At 70.6% G+C, this 14046-nt stretch carries 12 protein-coding genes; 1 reads left to right on the forward strand and 11 read right to left on the reverse strand.

Annotation, left to right across the window (positions count from 1 at the left end):
- A partial coding sequence (gene groEL, locus V7067_RS09605; protein WP_334175673.1) for a chaperonin GroEL occupies positions 1 to 728 on the reverse strand: 728 nt, incomplete at its 3' end.
- A gap of 50 nt (positions 729 to 778) precedes the next feature.
- The gene (gene groES / locus V7067_RS09610; protein WP_334175674.1) at positions 779 to 1066 is read right to left on the reverse strand and encodes a co-chaperone GroES; all 288 of its coding nucleotides are present in this window, start codon (positions 1064 to 1066) and stop codon (positions 779 to 781) included.
- 548 nt (positions 1067 to 1614) lie between these two features.
- On the opposite strand from groES, the gene wrbA reads away from it, so the two are divergent.
- Positions 1615 to 2214: an NAD(P)H:quinone oxidoreductase gene (gene wrbA, locus V7067_RS09615; RefSeq protein WP_334175675.1), complete on the forward strand. Its 600-nt coding sequence runs from the start codon at positions 1615 to 1617 to the stop codon at positions 2212 to 2214.
- A gap of 192 nt (positions 2215 to 2406) precedes the next feature.
- Here wrbA and V7067_RS09620 read toward each other — a convergent pair whose 3' ends face one another.
- From V7067_RS09620 to V7067_RS09660, 9 genes are all read right to left on the reverse strand, one after another.
- Positions 2407 to 3303: a DMT family transporter gene (locus tag V7067_RS09620; protein ID WP_334175676.1), complete on the reverse strand. Its 897-nt coding sequence runs from the start codon at positions 3301 to 3303 to the stop codon at positions 2407 to 2409.
- A complete protein-coding gene (locus V7067_RS09625) occupies positions 3300 to 3842 on the reverse strand; it encodes a GNAT family N-acetyltransferase (protein ID WP_334175677.1) in 543 nt (180 codons plus the stop codon). The genes V7067_RS09620 and V7067_RS09625 overlap by 4 nt, the downstream gene beginning before the upstream one ends.
- A 212-nt stretch (positions 3843 to 4054) precedes the next feature.
- Positions 4055 to 4939, reverse strand: coding sequence for a carboxylating nicotinate-nucleotide diphosphorylase (nadC, locus tag V7067_RS09630; RefSeq protein WP_334175684.1), 885 nt, complete (start codon positions 4937 to 4939; stop codon positions 4055 to 4057).
- Positions 4940 to 4968: 29 nt separating this feature from the next.
- The gene (locus V7067_RS09635) at positions 4969 to 6543 is read right to left on the reverse strand and encodes an L-aspartate oxidase (RefSeq protein WP_334175678.1); all 1575 of its coding nucleotides are present in this window, start codon (positions 6541 to 6543) and stop codon (positions 4969 to 4971) included.
- A 208-nt stretch (positions 6544 to 6751) separates the two neighbouring features.
- Positions 6752 to 7774, reverse strand: a complete 1023-nt coding sequence (nadA, locus tag V7067_RS09640; protein ID WP_334175679.1) for a quinolinate synthase NadA — start codon at positions 7772 to 7774, stop codon at positions 6752 to 6754.
- Positions 7775 to 8281: 507 nt separating this feature from the next.
- Positions 8282 to 10420, reverse strand: a complete 2139-nt coding sequence (locus tag V7067_RS09645) for a mechanosensitive ion channel domain-containing protein (RefSeq protein ID WP_334175680.1) — start codon at positions 10418 to 10420, stop codon at positions 8282 to 8284.
- Positions 10421 to 10584: 164 nt separating this feature from the next.
- On the reverse strand, positions 10585 to 11520 hold the full coding sequence (locus tag V7067_RS09650; protein ID WP_334175685.1) for a hypothetical protein: 936 nt from the start codon (positions 11518 to 11520) through the stop codon (positions 10585 to 10587).
- A 115-nt stretch (positions 11521 to 11635) separates the two neighbouring features.
- Positions 11636 to 11893: a hypothetical protein gene (locus tag V7067_RS09655; RefSeq protein WP_334175681.1), complete on the reverse strand. Its 258-nt coding sequence runs from the start codon at positions 11891 to 11893 to the stop codon at positions 11636 to 11638.
- A gap of 80 nt (positions 11894 to 11973) precedes the next feature.
- Positions 11974 to 13710 (reverse strand): chloride channel protein, encoded by a 1737-nt coding sequence (locus V7067_RS09660; protein WP_334175682.1) that lies wholly within the window; start codon positions 13708 to 13710, stop codon positions 11974 to 11976.
- Positions 13711 to 14046: the final 336 nt, after the last annotated feature.

Raw genomic sequence — 14046 nt, forward strand, 5'->3', positions numbered from 1 at the left:
GACTGCACCACGGCTTCCAGCACCGGCAGCAGCGGCTGCAGCGAGGAGAGCTTCTTCTCGTGGATGAGGATGAAGGGGTCTTCCAGTTCCGCGACCATCTTCTCGGCGTTGGTCACGAAATAGGGCGACAGGTAGCCGCGGTCGAACTGCATGCCCTCGACGACGTCGAGTTCGGTTTCGAGCGACTTGGCTTCCTCGACGGTGATGACACCCTCGTTGCCGACCTTCTGCATGGCCTTGGCGATCATCTCGCCAATCTCACGCTCGCCGTTGGCCGAAATGGTGCCGACCTGCGCAACCTCTTCCGAGGTCTTGATCTTGGTCGAGCGGGCCTTGAGATCGGCCATGGCGGCAGCCACGGCCAGATCGATGCCGCGCTTCAGGTCCATCGGGTTCATGCCGGCGGCAACCGCCTTGGCACCCTCGCGGACGATCGACTGCGCCAGCACGGTGGCGGTGGTGGTGCCGTCGCCGGCCAGATCGTTGGTCTTGGAGGCGACTTCGCGAACGAGCTGGGCGCCGAGGTTCTCGAACTTGTCCTCAAGCTCGATTTCCTTGGCGACCGACACGCCGTCCTTGGTGATGCGCGGGGCGCCGAACGACTTTTCGATGACGACGTTGCGGCCCTTCGGACCCAGCGTCACCTTCACGGCGTTGGCGAGAATGTCCACGCCGCGCAGCATCTTGTCGCGGGCGTCGGAGGAGAACTTCACTTCCTTGGCGGCCATGGAATGCTTCCTTGGAGAGAGGGGAAAAGGCGACGGTCAGCGGCGGCTTGTCAGCCGATCACGCCGAGGATGTCGCTCTCCTTCATGATCAGGAGGTCCTGACCGTCGATCTTCACTTCCGTGCCGGACCACTTGCCGAACAGCACGCGGTCGCCGGCCTTCACGTCAAGCGCGTTCAGCTTGCCATCGGCATCGCGGGTGCCGGGACCGACCGCAACGACCTCGCCCTCCTGGGGCTTTTCCTTGGCGGTATCGGGGATGATGATGCCGCCCTTGGTCTTCTCTTCGGACTCAACGCGGCGAACGACCACGCGATCATGCAGCGGACGGAAAGCCATGGGGTCTTTTCCTTGTGGTTTCAAACGGGTGAAGCCTGCGGCGCCGACGCCTGCCGCCAGCCCGCCACCCGGGCGCCGGCACGGGCCGGCAGCGGGGCAGGGTCCGGCAGGGGCGCCGCCAGAAGCTGCGCTGGCACTCATCTTTCGAGAGTGCCAGCAGCGTTTGCTAGGTAGGTGGCAGGCGGAACGAAGTCAACAGCGCGGCGCCGATTCATTTTCGCCGGTGGCGGGCAAGGCCTGAAAGGCGCCCCGCGGGAGGACACACTGTTCACGCCCCGGCCCATAGGCGGCCCGCGCCGGGGCGATTAAGTGTTGGTGCAGGCGACAATGTCGCGGCCCCCCGGGGCCCGCCGGCGGGCGGGCGGAAAAGACGCGGGCGGCTTCGCGCAGGCATGGTCGCCGATGTATGTGTTCGTCTTTCCGGCGCGGCATACACGATCGGGCGGGGCTGTCGCGGCACAGGGTGCCGGATGGCTGCCGGGTCTATCGGCCGCGCCTTCACGCATCATGACAAGCCGGGCCGCGGGCCCGCAACGGGAGAGCTGACGATGACCAAGGTTCTCGTTCTTTATTATTCGTCCTGGGGCCATGTCGAAGCGCTGGCCAAAGCCGCCGCCGAGGGCGCGCGCGAGGCCGGTGCCGAAGTCACCATCAAGCGCGTGCCGGAACTGGTGCCGGAAGAAGTGGCCAAGCAGTTCTACTACAAGCTCGATCAGGAAGCCGAAATCGCCAGCCCGCACGAGCTGGCCGATTACGATGCCATCATCTTCGGCACGCCGACCCGCTTCGGCAACATGGCCGCGCAGATGAAGCAGTTCCTCGACCAGACCGGCGGTCTGTGGGCGCAGGGCAAGCTCATCGGCAAGGTCGGCTCGGTGTTCACCTCCACCGCCAGCCAGCACGGCGGCCAGGAAACCACCATCACCTCGTTCCACACCGTTCTGCTGCACCACGGCATGGTCGTCGTCGGCCTGCCCTATTCCTATCCGGGCCAGTCCGGCGTGGACGTGGTGAAGGGCGGCACGCCTTACGGCGCCAGCACCCTGTCGGACGCCGACGGCTCGCGCCAGCCGAGCGAAGTCGAACTCGGCGGGGCCCGCTATCAGGGCAAGCACGTGGCTGAGATCGCCGCCAAGCTGAGCGCCTGACAATCCGGGAAAAGCCACGCTTCGTGGCGGCTTGCGCGCGCGCATCAACGCTTTGGTGGTGATTTGCGTGGAAGAGTGCGGTCATGGTCGGCGAGGCCGGGGGGCTGCAGGCGGGGAAACCCGCTTGCGGCCCCTTCCTTTTTGGCGCGCCTCTTTTGAGATGTCTCTTTGCCGGCCGCCGGCCCCGGCGGGTCAGGCGGCCCGCTTCGGCTGGCGCAGCGCATAGAGGCAGGCGCCGACGATGATGGCCGCGCCGGCAAGGGTGGTGGGGGCCGGCACCTCGCGGAAGACCAGATAGCCGAACAGGCTGGCCCACAGGAAGGCGGTGTATTCCAGCACCGCCAGCCGCGCGGCCTGCGCGCGCGCCAGCGCCCAGATCATCGCCACCTGCCCGATGGTGCCGAGCAGGGCCACCGCCACGAACAGCATCATCAGCCGCCCGTCGACCGGCTGCCACACCATGGCGCCGGGCACCGTCAGCAGCAGCGTGGCACCGAGGTTCTGCGCCAGCACGATCAGCGGCAGCGAATCGCGGCCGGACTGGCGCCGCACCAGCACGTTCGACAGCGCATAGGCGAGGGCGGCCGCCAGCGCGGCGAGCGCGCCCCACAGCGCCCTGTCGCCGTGGCGGCCGCCGATCTGTCCCCACAGGATGACGAGAATGCCGGCAAAGCCGATGCCCAGCCCGACGAGGATGCGCCGGTGCAGCGGCTCCTTCAGGATGACGCGGCCGAGAATGGCGATGAAGAACGGGGCGAGAAACTGGATCGCCATCGCCTCGGCCAGCGGCAGCACCGAGACGGAGTAGAAGAACGACAGCGCCAGCACCACCACCAGCACCGCGCGCAGGGCATTGGCCCGCAGCGAGGCAAGGCTCGGGCGCTGGGGGCGGCGGATGAACAGCGCCAGACAGAACGGCAGCGACACCGCATAGCGCAGCAGCACCGTCTGCTCCAGCGGCAGGGCGTGGCCGAGAAACTTCATCGTCGTGTCGAGGCCGACGAACGCGCAGATGGCAAAGGCCGCCACCAGAACCGGGGTGTTGCCGACATCGGTGCGGATGCCGGAGCGGGCGGCGGAGGTGGTCATTGCACGCCACCGCCGAGCGGGCGCCGGTAGGCGAACTCCCACGAATCCGAGGCATCGGCGAGGAAGCGGACCAGCGGTGCACGCACGAAGCCGTTCTTCTCATAGAAGCGATGGCCGGCGGCGAAACGCGTATCGGTCCAAAGCCTCAGTTCCGTGCCGCCCGCCGCGCGGGCAAAGGCCGTTGCCTCCGCCAGCAGCCGGCCGGCAAGGCCACGGCCGCGCAGCTCGGCCGCAAGATAGACCTTGTGCAGGGTGAAGATGCCGGGCTCCGGGCTTTGCAGAATGCCGAAGCTGCCGGCAACGCCGCTGCGGGCCGGATCCTCGATCACCCACAGCCGGCCGCCGCCGGCAGCGAAGGCCGTGGCCGGGGCGGCGAGTTCGGGAAATTCGGCCGGCTCGAACACGCAGCCCGGATAGTCGGCGAAAACGCCGGCAATCAGTGCGCCGATGGCGCCGCCGTCGTCATCGCGCGCGGGGCGCAGCCGCAGCTCCGCGCCGGGCGGCGGCGGGGTGGCGGCAGTCGGTTCGGGGGCAGGCATGGCAGGCGGCCTCGGCAGGTGACTTCATCTCGTCCGGCTTCGGCCACTCTGAAAAGGCGGGCACGGGGCCCGGCGCCGCGCGGGCCGGAGGCGGCCCGCGGGCGTGTCAGCGCGGAAACGAAGGGTGCTTACCCTTCGGTATCATTGGCCCACATGCGGTGGCAACCGGTACGGCGCCGCACCCGGCCTGCCGCCGTGCCGCCGGCCGGCATTCAGGTCAGCGACGGCTCGCTTTCGGCATCGAAATCGAGGCCGAGATCGAGGATGGGCGCGCTGTGGGTAATCCAGCCGACCGAGATGAGATCGACGCCGGCAGCGGCGATCGGGCCCACCGTGTCGCGGTTGACGCGGCCGGACGCCTCGGTCACCGCCCGGCCGCCGACGCGGGCGACCGCCTCGCGCAGCGTGGCGGGGCCCATGTTGTCGAGCAGCACCACGTCGGCACCGGCGGCCAGCGCTTCGTCGAGCTGATCGAGCGTGTCGACCTCGATCTCGATTTTGACGAGGTGGCCGACATTGGCGCGCGCGCGCATCAGCGCCGCCGTCACACCGCCGGCAACGGCAATGTGGTTGTCCTTGATGAGCACCGCGTCGTCGAGGCCGAAGCGATGATTCGCGCCGCCGCCGGCCCGCACCGCATGCTTCTCCAGCGCGCGCAGGCCGGGCGTGGTCTTGCGGGTGCACACGATGCGCGCGTGGCCGTTGGCGGCGGCGATGGCCACCAGACCCGCCGTGGCGGTGGCGATGCCGGACAGCCGGCACAGCAGGTTCAGCGCCACGCGCTCGGCCGCCAGCACGGCGCGGGCCGGGCCGGCGACGCGCATGACGACATCGCCCGGCTCCACCGGGGTGCCGTCGCCGCGCTCGATCGTGACGCGAATGGCCGGATCGATCAGGCGGAAAGCCATGGCGGCGGCCGCCGTGCCGGCCACGACGCCGGGCTGCCGGGTGGCAATCACCGCCGAAATCGGCGTGCCGGCCGGGATGACGGCATTGGAGGTGATGTCGCCGGTGCGGCCGAGATCCTCCAGCAGTGCACCGCGCACGATCGGCTCCACCACCAGATCGGGCAGCGGCGGCAGGTCGGCGCCGGGCACCACGGGCGGGCGGGCGGGGGGGGTGTCGGTCACGCGACTCTCCGCTGTTCATCGGCCGGCCGGTCGGCGACCGCGGCGGCTCTGGTGTGCGCTTCCGCCAGAACGGCGGCAAGGGTGGTCTCGCTGTGGCGGCCGGCCGGCAGCGTGGCCGGATAATCGGCCCGCGCGTGGCCGCCGCGGCTTTCATGCCGCTTCAGAGCCGTGGCCGCAATGGCGATGGCAACCGCCATGGCATCCGGCACGACCGGTCCGGCGGCGGCCAGACGGCCAAGGCGGGCGAGGACCCGGCTGAGGCCATCGGCCTGGCGCACGACGCCGGCGTCGGCATCCATCAGCGTGCGCAGCGCCGCCAGATCGGCGGCGGGCAGTTCCGGGGCCTCAGCCGCAGCCGGGCAGGGCGGCCGGACGGCAGCGGTGTTCTCGCCGCCGATCGCCGCGGCGATGCGGCGGGCGAACACGACCGCCTCAAGCAGGGAGTTGCTCGCCAGCCGGTTGGCCCCGTGGAGGCCGGTGGAGGCGACCTCGCCGCAGGCATAAAGACCGGCGAGGCTGGTGCGCCCTTCGGTATCCACCTTCAGGCCGCCCATGTGGTAATGGGCGGCCGGACGCACCGGAATGGCCTGCTGCACGGGATCGATGCCGACGCCGGCGCACAGCGCGGCAACCGCCGGAAAGCGAGCGGCAAACCGGGCCCCCAGCGCCGGGCGGGCATCGAGGAACACCGGCTCGCCGCGGCTGATCTCGGCAAAGATGGCGCGTGCCACCACATCGCGCGGGGCGAGTTCGCGGCCGGGCACGCCGGCCATGAAGCGCTCGCCGCGGCCGTTGACGAGGATGGCGCCTTCGCCGCGCAGCGCCTCGGTGGCGAGGGGCATGGGATCGGCGCCGCAGACGATGGCCGTGGGGTGGAACTGCACGAACTCCATGTCGCGCAGCACCGCGCCGGCCCGGCCGGCCAGCGCCAGCCCGCGCCCGACGGCACCGGTCGGATTGGTGGTGCCGCCATAGAGCCCGCCGAGGCCGCCGGTGGCCAGCACCACGGCGCGGGCGGCCAGCGGCTCGGCCGCCCCGTCGCCGCACCGCGCCACGACGCCCTGCACCCGCCCGGCCTCGTCGGTAAGAAGGCCCGTAACGCGGGCGCCCTCGTGCAGCGTGATGTGCGGGGCGCGGCGGGCCTGCGCGATCAGCGTTTCCAGCACCTTCAGCCCGGTGGCATCGCCGCCGGCGTGGGTGATGCGCCGGGCGCTGTGGGCGGCCTCCAGCCCCAGCGCCAGCGCGCCGCCGGCATCGCGGTCGAACGGCACGCCAAGCCCGGCCAGCCAGCCGATGGCCTGCGGCGCCGCGTCCGTGACGAGGGCGGCGACAGCCGGCTCGCTCAGCCCGGCACCGGCCTTCAGCGTATCTTCGGCATGGGCGGCCGGGCTGTCGCCGGCGCCGATGGCCGCGGCGATGCCGCCCTGTGCCCATGCCGTGGCGGCGCCGGTGCCGAGCGGGCTTGCCACCAGCACGGTGACGGGAAGGGGGGCGAGCGCCAGTGCGGTGGAAAGACCCGCCACGCCGCCGCCCACCACAACAATGCGGTCCGGTCCGCTGTCGATCATCATCTGTCGCCTTCGCCGGCCGGTCCCGCCGGCCCCTCACGAATGATCTGTGCCGCGCCGGCGTGCCGGGGGCACGGGGAACGCGGTTTCAGGCAGTCGGCACGGCGCCGGGGCGGGGCGCCGTGTGCAGGCGGGTCGTGCGGGTGGCGCCAGCGCCGCTCGCGGGCCGTTGCCCGTCGGTTGGCAGCAGGGCTGCCCGGGCCGCTGCGCCTCAGCGCACGGCCAGCATCCGTTCCACCGCGGCGCGGGCGCGCTGCGCCGTTGCCGGGTCCAGTTCGACCGGATGTTCCATGCGCTCCAGCGCGCGGCGGATGTTGGCAAGGGTGATGCGGCGCATGTGCGGGCAGAGATTGCAGGGGCGCACGAAATCCACGTCCGGGTTCTCGACCGCGATGTTGTTGGCCATCGAGCATTCGGTGATCAGCACCACCTTGGGCGGCTGCTTCTGGCTGACATAGTCGGACATCATCGCCGTGGAGCCGGCGAAGTCGGCCGCCTCCACCACCTCCGGCGGGCACTCCGGGTGGGCCAGCACCACCACGCCGGGGTGGCTTGCGCGCAGCTCGGCAATGTCGTCGGCCGTGAACAGCTCGTGGACCTCGCAGTGGCCCTTCCAGATGATGAACTCGATGTGCGGCAGCTCGGCCGCGATGTTGAGGGCCAGATACTCGTCCGGCAGCATGATGACGCGGTCGACGCCGAGCGATTCGATCACCTTGCGGGCGTTGCCGGAGGTGCAGCAGATATCCGATTCGGCCTTCACGTCCGCCGACGTGTTCACGTAGGTCACCACCGGCACGCCCGGATAGCGCTGCTTCAGCAGGCGGATATCGGCGGCGGTGATGGAGGAGGCGAGCGAGCAGCCGGCCTCGGTATCGGGAATGAGCACCGTCTTGTCGGGGTTCAGCAGCTTGGCGGTCTCGGCCATGAAATGCACGCCGGCGAGCACGATCACGTCGGCGTCGGTGTTCACCGCCTCGCGCGCCAGCGCCAGACTGTCGCCGACGATGTCGGAGACGGTGTGGAAGATCTCCGGCGGCTGGTAGTTGTGGGCGAGAATGACGGCGTTGCGCTCGCGCTTCAGCCGCCGGATTGCGGCGATGTCGTCGGCCAGCGCCGGCCACTCGAACGCCGGCACATGACGGCTCACCTTTGCATAGAGCTCCGGCATCGGCAGAGCGCCCCCGGCGGCGGCCGGCTCCAGCGCGGTTGCAGCGGTCACGGCAACGTTCATTGCGGTCTCTCGCGTCCGGTTATGCTCAAACTGAGCATATAGGGGGTCTAAAAAACGGCCCCGACGTGAGTCGGAACCCCGATCATCATGCCTGCTGCCCGATGCGCCTGCCGGCATCGCAGCCACCGGGCGCAAGGCCGCCGGCGGGCGGGATGCAAGGCACACGGCCCGGCCCGCGCCGGTCAGCCGCCTGCATCCGACGGTGTTATGCTAAGTATGAGCATAAGCCGGCGTCAAGAGCTTTGGCTGTGTTTTCGTCGTTTTGCTCTCCGGCCCCGGCGGCGCGGGGCGCCGGTCCGGCGCTGTCTCCCGTGTCGTCCGGCAAGGCGAAATGGCAGCGTTGCCAAGGGGATCGCAGGGGCGCCGGGCCATGGCCTGCGACCGGACGGGGGCCTGAAAAAAAGCGGGGCGCGGCCATGGCCGCGCCCCTGTCGTTCCGGAAATGTCACCCGGCCAAGGCCACCGGGGAAAGGCCGCCGGGGAAAGGCCGCTGCGGGCCGGGCGGGTTCAGCCGTTATCGGCGGAAGCCTGCGCGGCCGCGCCGGCCGCGGCGGTCTGCTCCGCCTCGCTCAGCGGCGTGGCACTCTCGATGCGCACCGTCACCACGCTGTTGGTCAGTTGCAGCCCGGCCTCGTCGAAGGCCCTGGTGAGGGCGGAGAACACCTGCCGCCGCACGATGAACAGGTCGGCCGGCCGCGTCATGAACTTGACGCGGATGGTGAGCCCGTTGGCATCGATGGCCGACACGCCCTGCGACTTGACCGGTGCCAGGAATTTCGGCCCCAGATCCGGGTCGGCCGCCAGCCGCTCGCCCACCTTCTTGATGACCTTGCGCACCTTTTCCGGGTCGGTGCCGTGGGGGAACTTGAACGGCAGCTTGGCCACCTGCCAGTCGCGCGACAGGTTGTTGATCTGCTTGATGCCGCCGAACGGAATGGTGGCGAGATCGCCGTTGGTGCGGCGCAGCTGGAACGAGCGGATGGAAATGCGCTCCACCGTGCCCTGCGCGCCGCCGACATCGACATATTCGCCGACGCGGAAGGCATCGTCGACGAGGAAGAACGCCCCCGACATGACATCGTGAACCAGCGTCTGCGAGCCGAAGCCCAGCGCCAGACCGATGATGCCGGCGCCGGCGAACAGCGGCGCCACCTGCACGCCGAGTTCCGACAGGATCATCATGGCGACGATCACGATGACGCTGGCCAGCAGGAACACGCGCGCCAGCGGCAGCAGGGTGGCAATGCGCGACTGGCCGACCGGCAGCGGCTGGTCGTTGTCCGGATCGCCGGTGACGATGCCGGGAATGGCCCCTTCCATTGCCAGCTTGCGCTCGATGGCGATCTCGATCCAGCGATAGGCCAGATAGCCGAAGATGGCGATGAGGCCGACCTTGATGGCCACGATGCCGGCGCCGCTGCCGGCGAACGACAGCCCCCACGTTTCCAGCATCACGCCGATGCCGACGAGGGTGATGATGAGCGCCGACCCGGTGTAGGCGAGGTCGCGGAAATCGCGCAGCCGCCCGCCGCTTGCGGTCCGCAGCGTCGGCGAGGCGGGGATCATCTGGGCCAGCACCAGCCGGCAGGCGCCCTGCAGCGCAAGGCCGGCGAAGACCAGCAGCACCGGCACGACCACGAGTTCGGAGCCGCCGCCGTCGCCGATCAGCACGCGCACGCCGCGGATGACCCAGGTGATGAGGAAATAGACGATGGCGATGAGCCACCAGTTGCGTGCCAGCCAGCCGCCCCAGCCGCGCGTCCAGCCGATGGCGCGGGTCACGACGCGGCGGTCGGTGATGCACAGCACCACCAGCAGCAGCACCAGCAGCAGCGACAGCGCCAGACCGGCAAGCTGACGCGGCTCGGCCGGCAGCTGCAGCACCGCCAGCCAGAGATCGGCCACCAGAACGAGGCCGAACAGGCCGGCGAACAGCGTCAGGCTGCGCATCAGCCCGCGTGCCTCGCGATCTTCCAGCGATACGATGCGGCAGTCGGGACGGCCCGGCGCGATGACCGTGCGGAACACCTGCCGCGCGGCCCGCACGCCGCAGAACCAGACCAGCACCAGAAGCCCGGTGCGGTGCAGCAGGTCATGATCCTTGCCCAGATATTCCAGCACCCCGAGGCCGACCACGAACTGGATCAGCGTGCCCACCAGCCACAGCCCGCCGCGCCGCAGCAGAAAGGCGATGCGCTCGTTGGTGGAAAGAGCCTCTTCGCCGGGCGGAACCACCCGGGGGCGGCCGACGGTCAGACGCTCGAAGGGAATGGCGATGACAAGTCCGGCAACGATGGCGATGAGGCCGGCCAGCAGACCGCCGGAAACCCACGCATCGATCTCCTCCTTGGGCTCCTCGCGGTCGAGCGCCGCGCGCAGGTCGGCCGGGAAGGTTTCGATGGCGCCGAGCGCGCCGTGCAGCGAGCCGCGCAGCCGCGTCAGAACACTGAGCAGGTCCTGCCGGGCTTCGGTCATGTCGGTGGCGAGGGCGTGCTCAACCACCGCGCCCTCTGCCGGGGCGGCGCTGCGGGAAGACGTTTCTTCCGCATGGGCCAGCGTGACCGGCAGGAGAAGGAAAAGGCCCAGAACAAGGCCCAGAAGTGACCGGCCGCCGAAGCGCGCCCGTCCGTACGGCAGCATCGTCATCAAAACCCCCGATACGCGACAGCCCCTGCCGCGTCCGTGTTGGCCCCGGCGCAACGATAGGCACAAAGCCCGGATTGCGTCGATGGCAGCAAAAGCGCATCCGCTGAAAAAAAACGCGGCCGTGCGGGGCCGGCGAACGGCGTCCGTGCCGGCCGGAACCGGCCTCAGCCGCGCGACAGCGGCAGGCGCACGCCGGGGGTGAGGCGTTCCAGCACGACTTCGTGGCGGAAGCGCACCAGCCGCGCCGGCCGGCCGCCGGTGTTGGCCGTCGTCTCGCCGGTTTCCTCCACCAGCCCCTGCGCCTCCACCAGCCGGCGGAAATTCTGCTTGTGCAGCCGCACCCCGGACAGCGCCTCCACCGTGCCCTGCAGGTCCGACAGGGTGAAGGAGGGCGGCATCAGCTCGAAGATGACGGGGCGGTACTTGATCTTGCCGCGCAGGCGGCCGATGGCGATGGCCAGCATGCGGCGATGGTCGAGCGCCATCGGTGCGCCGGGGGCCAGCCGGTCGGGCCCCGGCGCGTCCTCGCCGCGGTCGAGCCAGGCCTCCGCCACGAGGCCGGCTTCGTAAAGCAGTTCATAGCGGTCGAGCACCCGTTCCTCGTTCCACGCGGTCTGGGTGCCGAAGCCGAAGGTGAGGCTGATGCGTTCGCCGCGGATGCGCCGGGCGGCCGGTGTCGCGGCCTGCTGCTGCCACTGGCGCAGGGCGGTCTCGATCTGGCCGAGCGCGGCCGGGCGGCCGGCGCGCCAGTCTTCATGCGGCAGGAAGGCATACCAGTCGCGCCACAGCGCATCCGCCGCGCCGGCCGGCTTCACCTCGCGCACCAGCGCCAGATAGGCGATGGCCAGCGCATAGACGGTTTCGCCGTCGTCTTCCGCCCGCTCGCGGTCGGAGAAGGTGTAGAGCTGCTCGACATAGCCGAGCGGCTGGTCGGTGAGCCGCCCCACCCAGGCGCGCACGCCCATCTCCAGCGTGCGGTGTTCGGTCTGAAACGGACCGGAAGGCAGCGATTCGGGCCCGCACGGCCGCCGCACCGCCAGCACGCGCGGTTCGTGGGCGGAGGCGGCCACCACCACCGCGCCGAGCGTAACGCTCGGCATGCGCGGCGTGCCCGGCGGCAGCGGCGCGGCAGGAGAGGGCGGCGGAGGCTCCGTCGTCATCGGGGGCGGGATCCGGACAGGCTTCGGCTGGGCGGAGGCGCCAGCATGCCCTTATTTACGGGGCAGAACCGATGAGGTCCATCCCGTCCTTATGCGGAGCCCGAAGCCGGGGTTCGGCAGGCAGGAGCTGCGCGCAGCGGCGCGGGGTGAGACGGGGCACCGCGAGACGGGACGCTGTGACACGGGACGCCGCCGGCCGCGGCACCTGCTGCGGCATCGCCAGCGCGCGCACGACAAAAAACAGGCCGGCCCAGAACAGGCCGGCCAGCAACAGACCGATCAGCAGACCTTTGACGAAGCGGTATGTCTCCATAGCGGACGAGACATAGCTGCAACCGTTACAGGTGTAATATCAACTTTTAGTCAGTATAAAAACAACCTTTGTGTGCAGGCTCACCGGTCCTGCCGGGCGGAGAACAGGCCGGTGTCGTCGTGGTCGGCGGCGTGCACTTCGTGCAGGTAGCGGCGCAGCACGGCGGCCTCGCCGGCAAAGCCGATCAGGCGGTTTTCGGCATCGACCACGGCGAACCAGCCCCCGGCACCGCCGGCGATGTCGATGTGCTCGTTCAGCGCTTCGTTCATGTGTACGAAGGCGGCGTGCGGGGCCTCGGCGATCATGGCGACCGGCAGGTCGGGGGTTTCGGCCGCAGCGGCCATCAGCCGGGTGCGGCGCACGAAGCCGAGGAACACGCCCATCGGGTTGACGGCGGCCAGCGGCACCACCGTCTCGCCCGCCGCCAGCGGCGGCAGGCCGGCTGCGGCGGCGCCGATGCGCGTGTCGCCGCCGATGCGCACGGGGTCGGTCAGCGGGGTGTCGGCGAAGGTCAGCGCACGGATGCGGCCGATATCGCGCGGGCCGGAGAGATCCTGCCCGCGGACGTGGAATTTCCAGGTGGAGAACGAGTAGCCGAACAGCCGCCGTGTGAGGTGGCTGGAGATGACCACGCCCAGCGCCACCGCCACGATGCCGATGTGGAGGCCGGTGGTCTCGATGGCCAGCAGCAGGATGGCCACCGGCGTGCCGATGATGGAGGCGCACACCGCCGTCATGCCGACGGCGATGGAAAGCTCCATGCTGGCCTGCGGGCCGACCAGCGGCACCACCAGCAGCAGGTGCAGCAGGGCGCCGAAGAAGCCGCCCATCAGCAGCGAGGCGGAGAACAGGCCGCCGCGAAAGCCGGACCCCACGCAGGCCAGCGAGGCCAGCACCTTGGCCACGAGCAGCGCGGCCAGCAGCAGGCCGGATGGCGGGGCCGCGATCAGCTCGCGCAGCACGGTGTGGCCGGGGCCCATGACCTGCCAGAAGACCGCCGCCAGCAGCCCCAGCACGAGGCCGCCGGCCGCCGGCCGCAGCGCTTTCGCCACTGCGCGGCGGGCGAGCCATGCCTCGAAGCCGGTAGCGCCGCGCATGACGGCGATGCCGAGCCCGGCCGCGCCCACGCCGACGAGCACCGCCATGGGATAGTGCCAGGCCTGCGGCGGGCCGATATCCGGCATCCGGAAGATCGGCTCCGCGCCGATCACGAAATGGCTGACGAGGCCGCTCATGGCGCCGGCCGTCAGGGTCGGCAGCAGGGCGCGCACGGCATAGCCGCCGATGACGAGTTCCAGCGCATAGAGCGTGCCGGTGAGGGGGGCATCGAAGATGGCGGCGATGCCGGCCGCCGTGCCGCAGGCCACGAGGCAGCGCAGCGCCCGCCGCGGCAGCCCGAGGCGCTGGCCGGTGACCGAGAGCAGGCCGGCGCCGAGCTGCGACATCGCGGCCTCGAAGCCGACCGAGCCGCCGATCGACACCGAAATCGCCGACAGCATCAGGAAGGTCAGCGTCTGCGTCGCCGACATGCGGCCGCCCTCGGTGGCGTTGGCCTCCAGCGGATCGATGATGGCGAGGCGGTTGTGGCGGCCGAGCCAGACCAGCACGAGGCCCAGAACGAGCGCGCCGGCCACCGGCACCGCCAGCCGGCGCCAGGGCGCAATGCCGGCGGCGGCGCGGCCGTCGATGGCGGTGCCGAACAGCAGCGTCTGCACACCGTCGACGGCATCGTGCACGCCGGCCACCAGAAAGGCGATGACCGCGCCGCCGATGGCCGCCAGCAGCAGCACGATCGCGACTTCGCGGTCCGTTTCCACGCTCGGCGGAAAGGCCGGCCGGCGCGGGACCGGCGACGAATCGGGCGGCGGTGACGGAAGCGGCATCGGTGCGGAAGCTCTCTGCAGGCGGAAGGCGGGATGGCCGGGAGGCAAGGCGCAAACGGCAACCGGCAAACGGCACGGGGCAGGGGATTAAGGGACGGCGGAGGAACCGGCAGCCGGTCCGACGCCGTTGCCGGACAGCGCCGTTGCCAGACAATGGCAAAACCGTGCCCGAAGTGCGACCGCTTCTTTTGGCGCCGCCGCGACCGGTGCACCGGCGGCGGCGGTGGCGCAGCCGGCCGCCATGCGGCTCCGCCCGGCCCGCCGGCCGCC

Origin of the sequence: Pseudoxanthobacter sp., from assembly GCF_036822375.1 — a bacterium.
Taxonomy (GTDB): domain Bacteria; phylum Pseudomonadota; class Alphaproteobacteria; order Rhizobiales; family Segnochrobactraceae; genus Pseudoxanthobacter.

What these genes read in the sequence shown, in the direction of transcription:
- V7067_RS09620 (WP_334175676.1), bottom strand. Translation starts at nt 3,303, where the DNA reads ATGACCACCTCCGCCGCCCGCTCCGGCATCCGCACCGATGTCGGCAAC.
- V7067_RS09645 (WP_334175680.1), bottom strand. Translation starts at nt 10,420, where the DNA reads ATGACGATGCTGCCGTACGGACGGGCGCGCTTCGGCGGCCGGTCACTT.
- V7067_RS09635 (WP_334175678.1), bottom strand. Translation starts at nt 6,543, where the DNA reads ATGATGATCGACAGCGGACCGGACCGCATTGTTGTGGTGGGCGGCGGC.
- V7067_RS09625 (WP_334175677.1), bottom strand. Translation starts at nt 3,842, where the DNA reads ATGCCTGCCCCCGAACCGACTGCCGCCACCCCGCCGCCGCCCGGCGCG.
- groES (WP_334175674.1), bottom strand. Translation starts at nt 1,066, where the DNA reads ATGGCTTTCCGTCCGCTGCATGATCGCGTGGTCGTTCGCCGCGTTGAG.
- wrbA (WP_334175675.1), top strand. Translation starts at nt 1,615, where the DNA reads ATGACCAAGGTTCTCGTTCTTTATTATTCGTCCTGGGGCCATGTCGAA.
- nadA (WP_334175679.1), bottom strand. Translation starts at nt 7,774, where the DNA reads ATGAACGTTGCCGTGACCGCTGCAACCGCGCTGGAGCCGGCCGCCGCC.
- V7067_RS09650 (WP_334175685.1), bottom strand. Translation starts at nt 11,520, where the DNA reads ATGCCGAGCGTTACGCTCGGCGCGGTGGTGGTGGCCGCCTCCGCCCAC.
- V7067_RS09655 (WP_334175681.1), bottom strand. Translation starts at nt 11,893, where the DNA reads ATGGAGACATACCGCTTCGTCAAAGGTCTGCTGATCGGTCTGTTGCTG.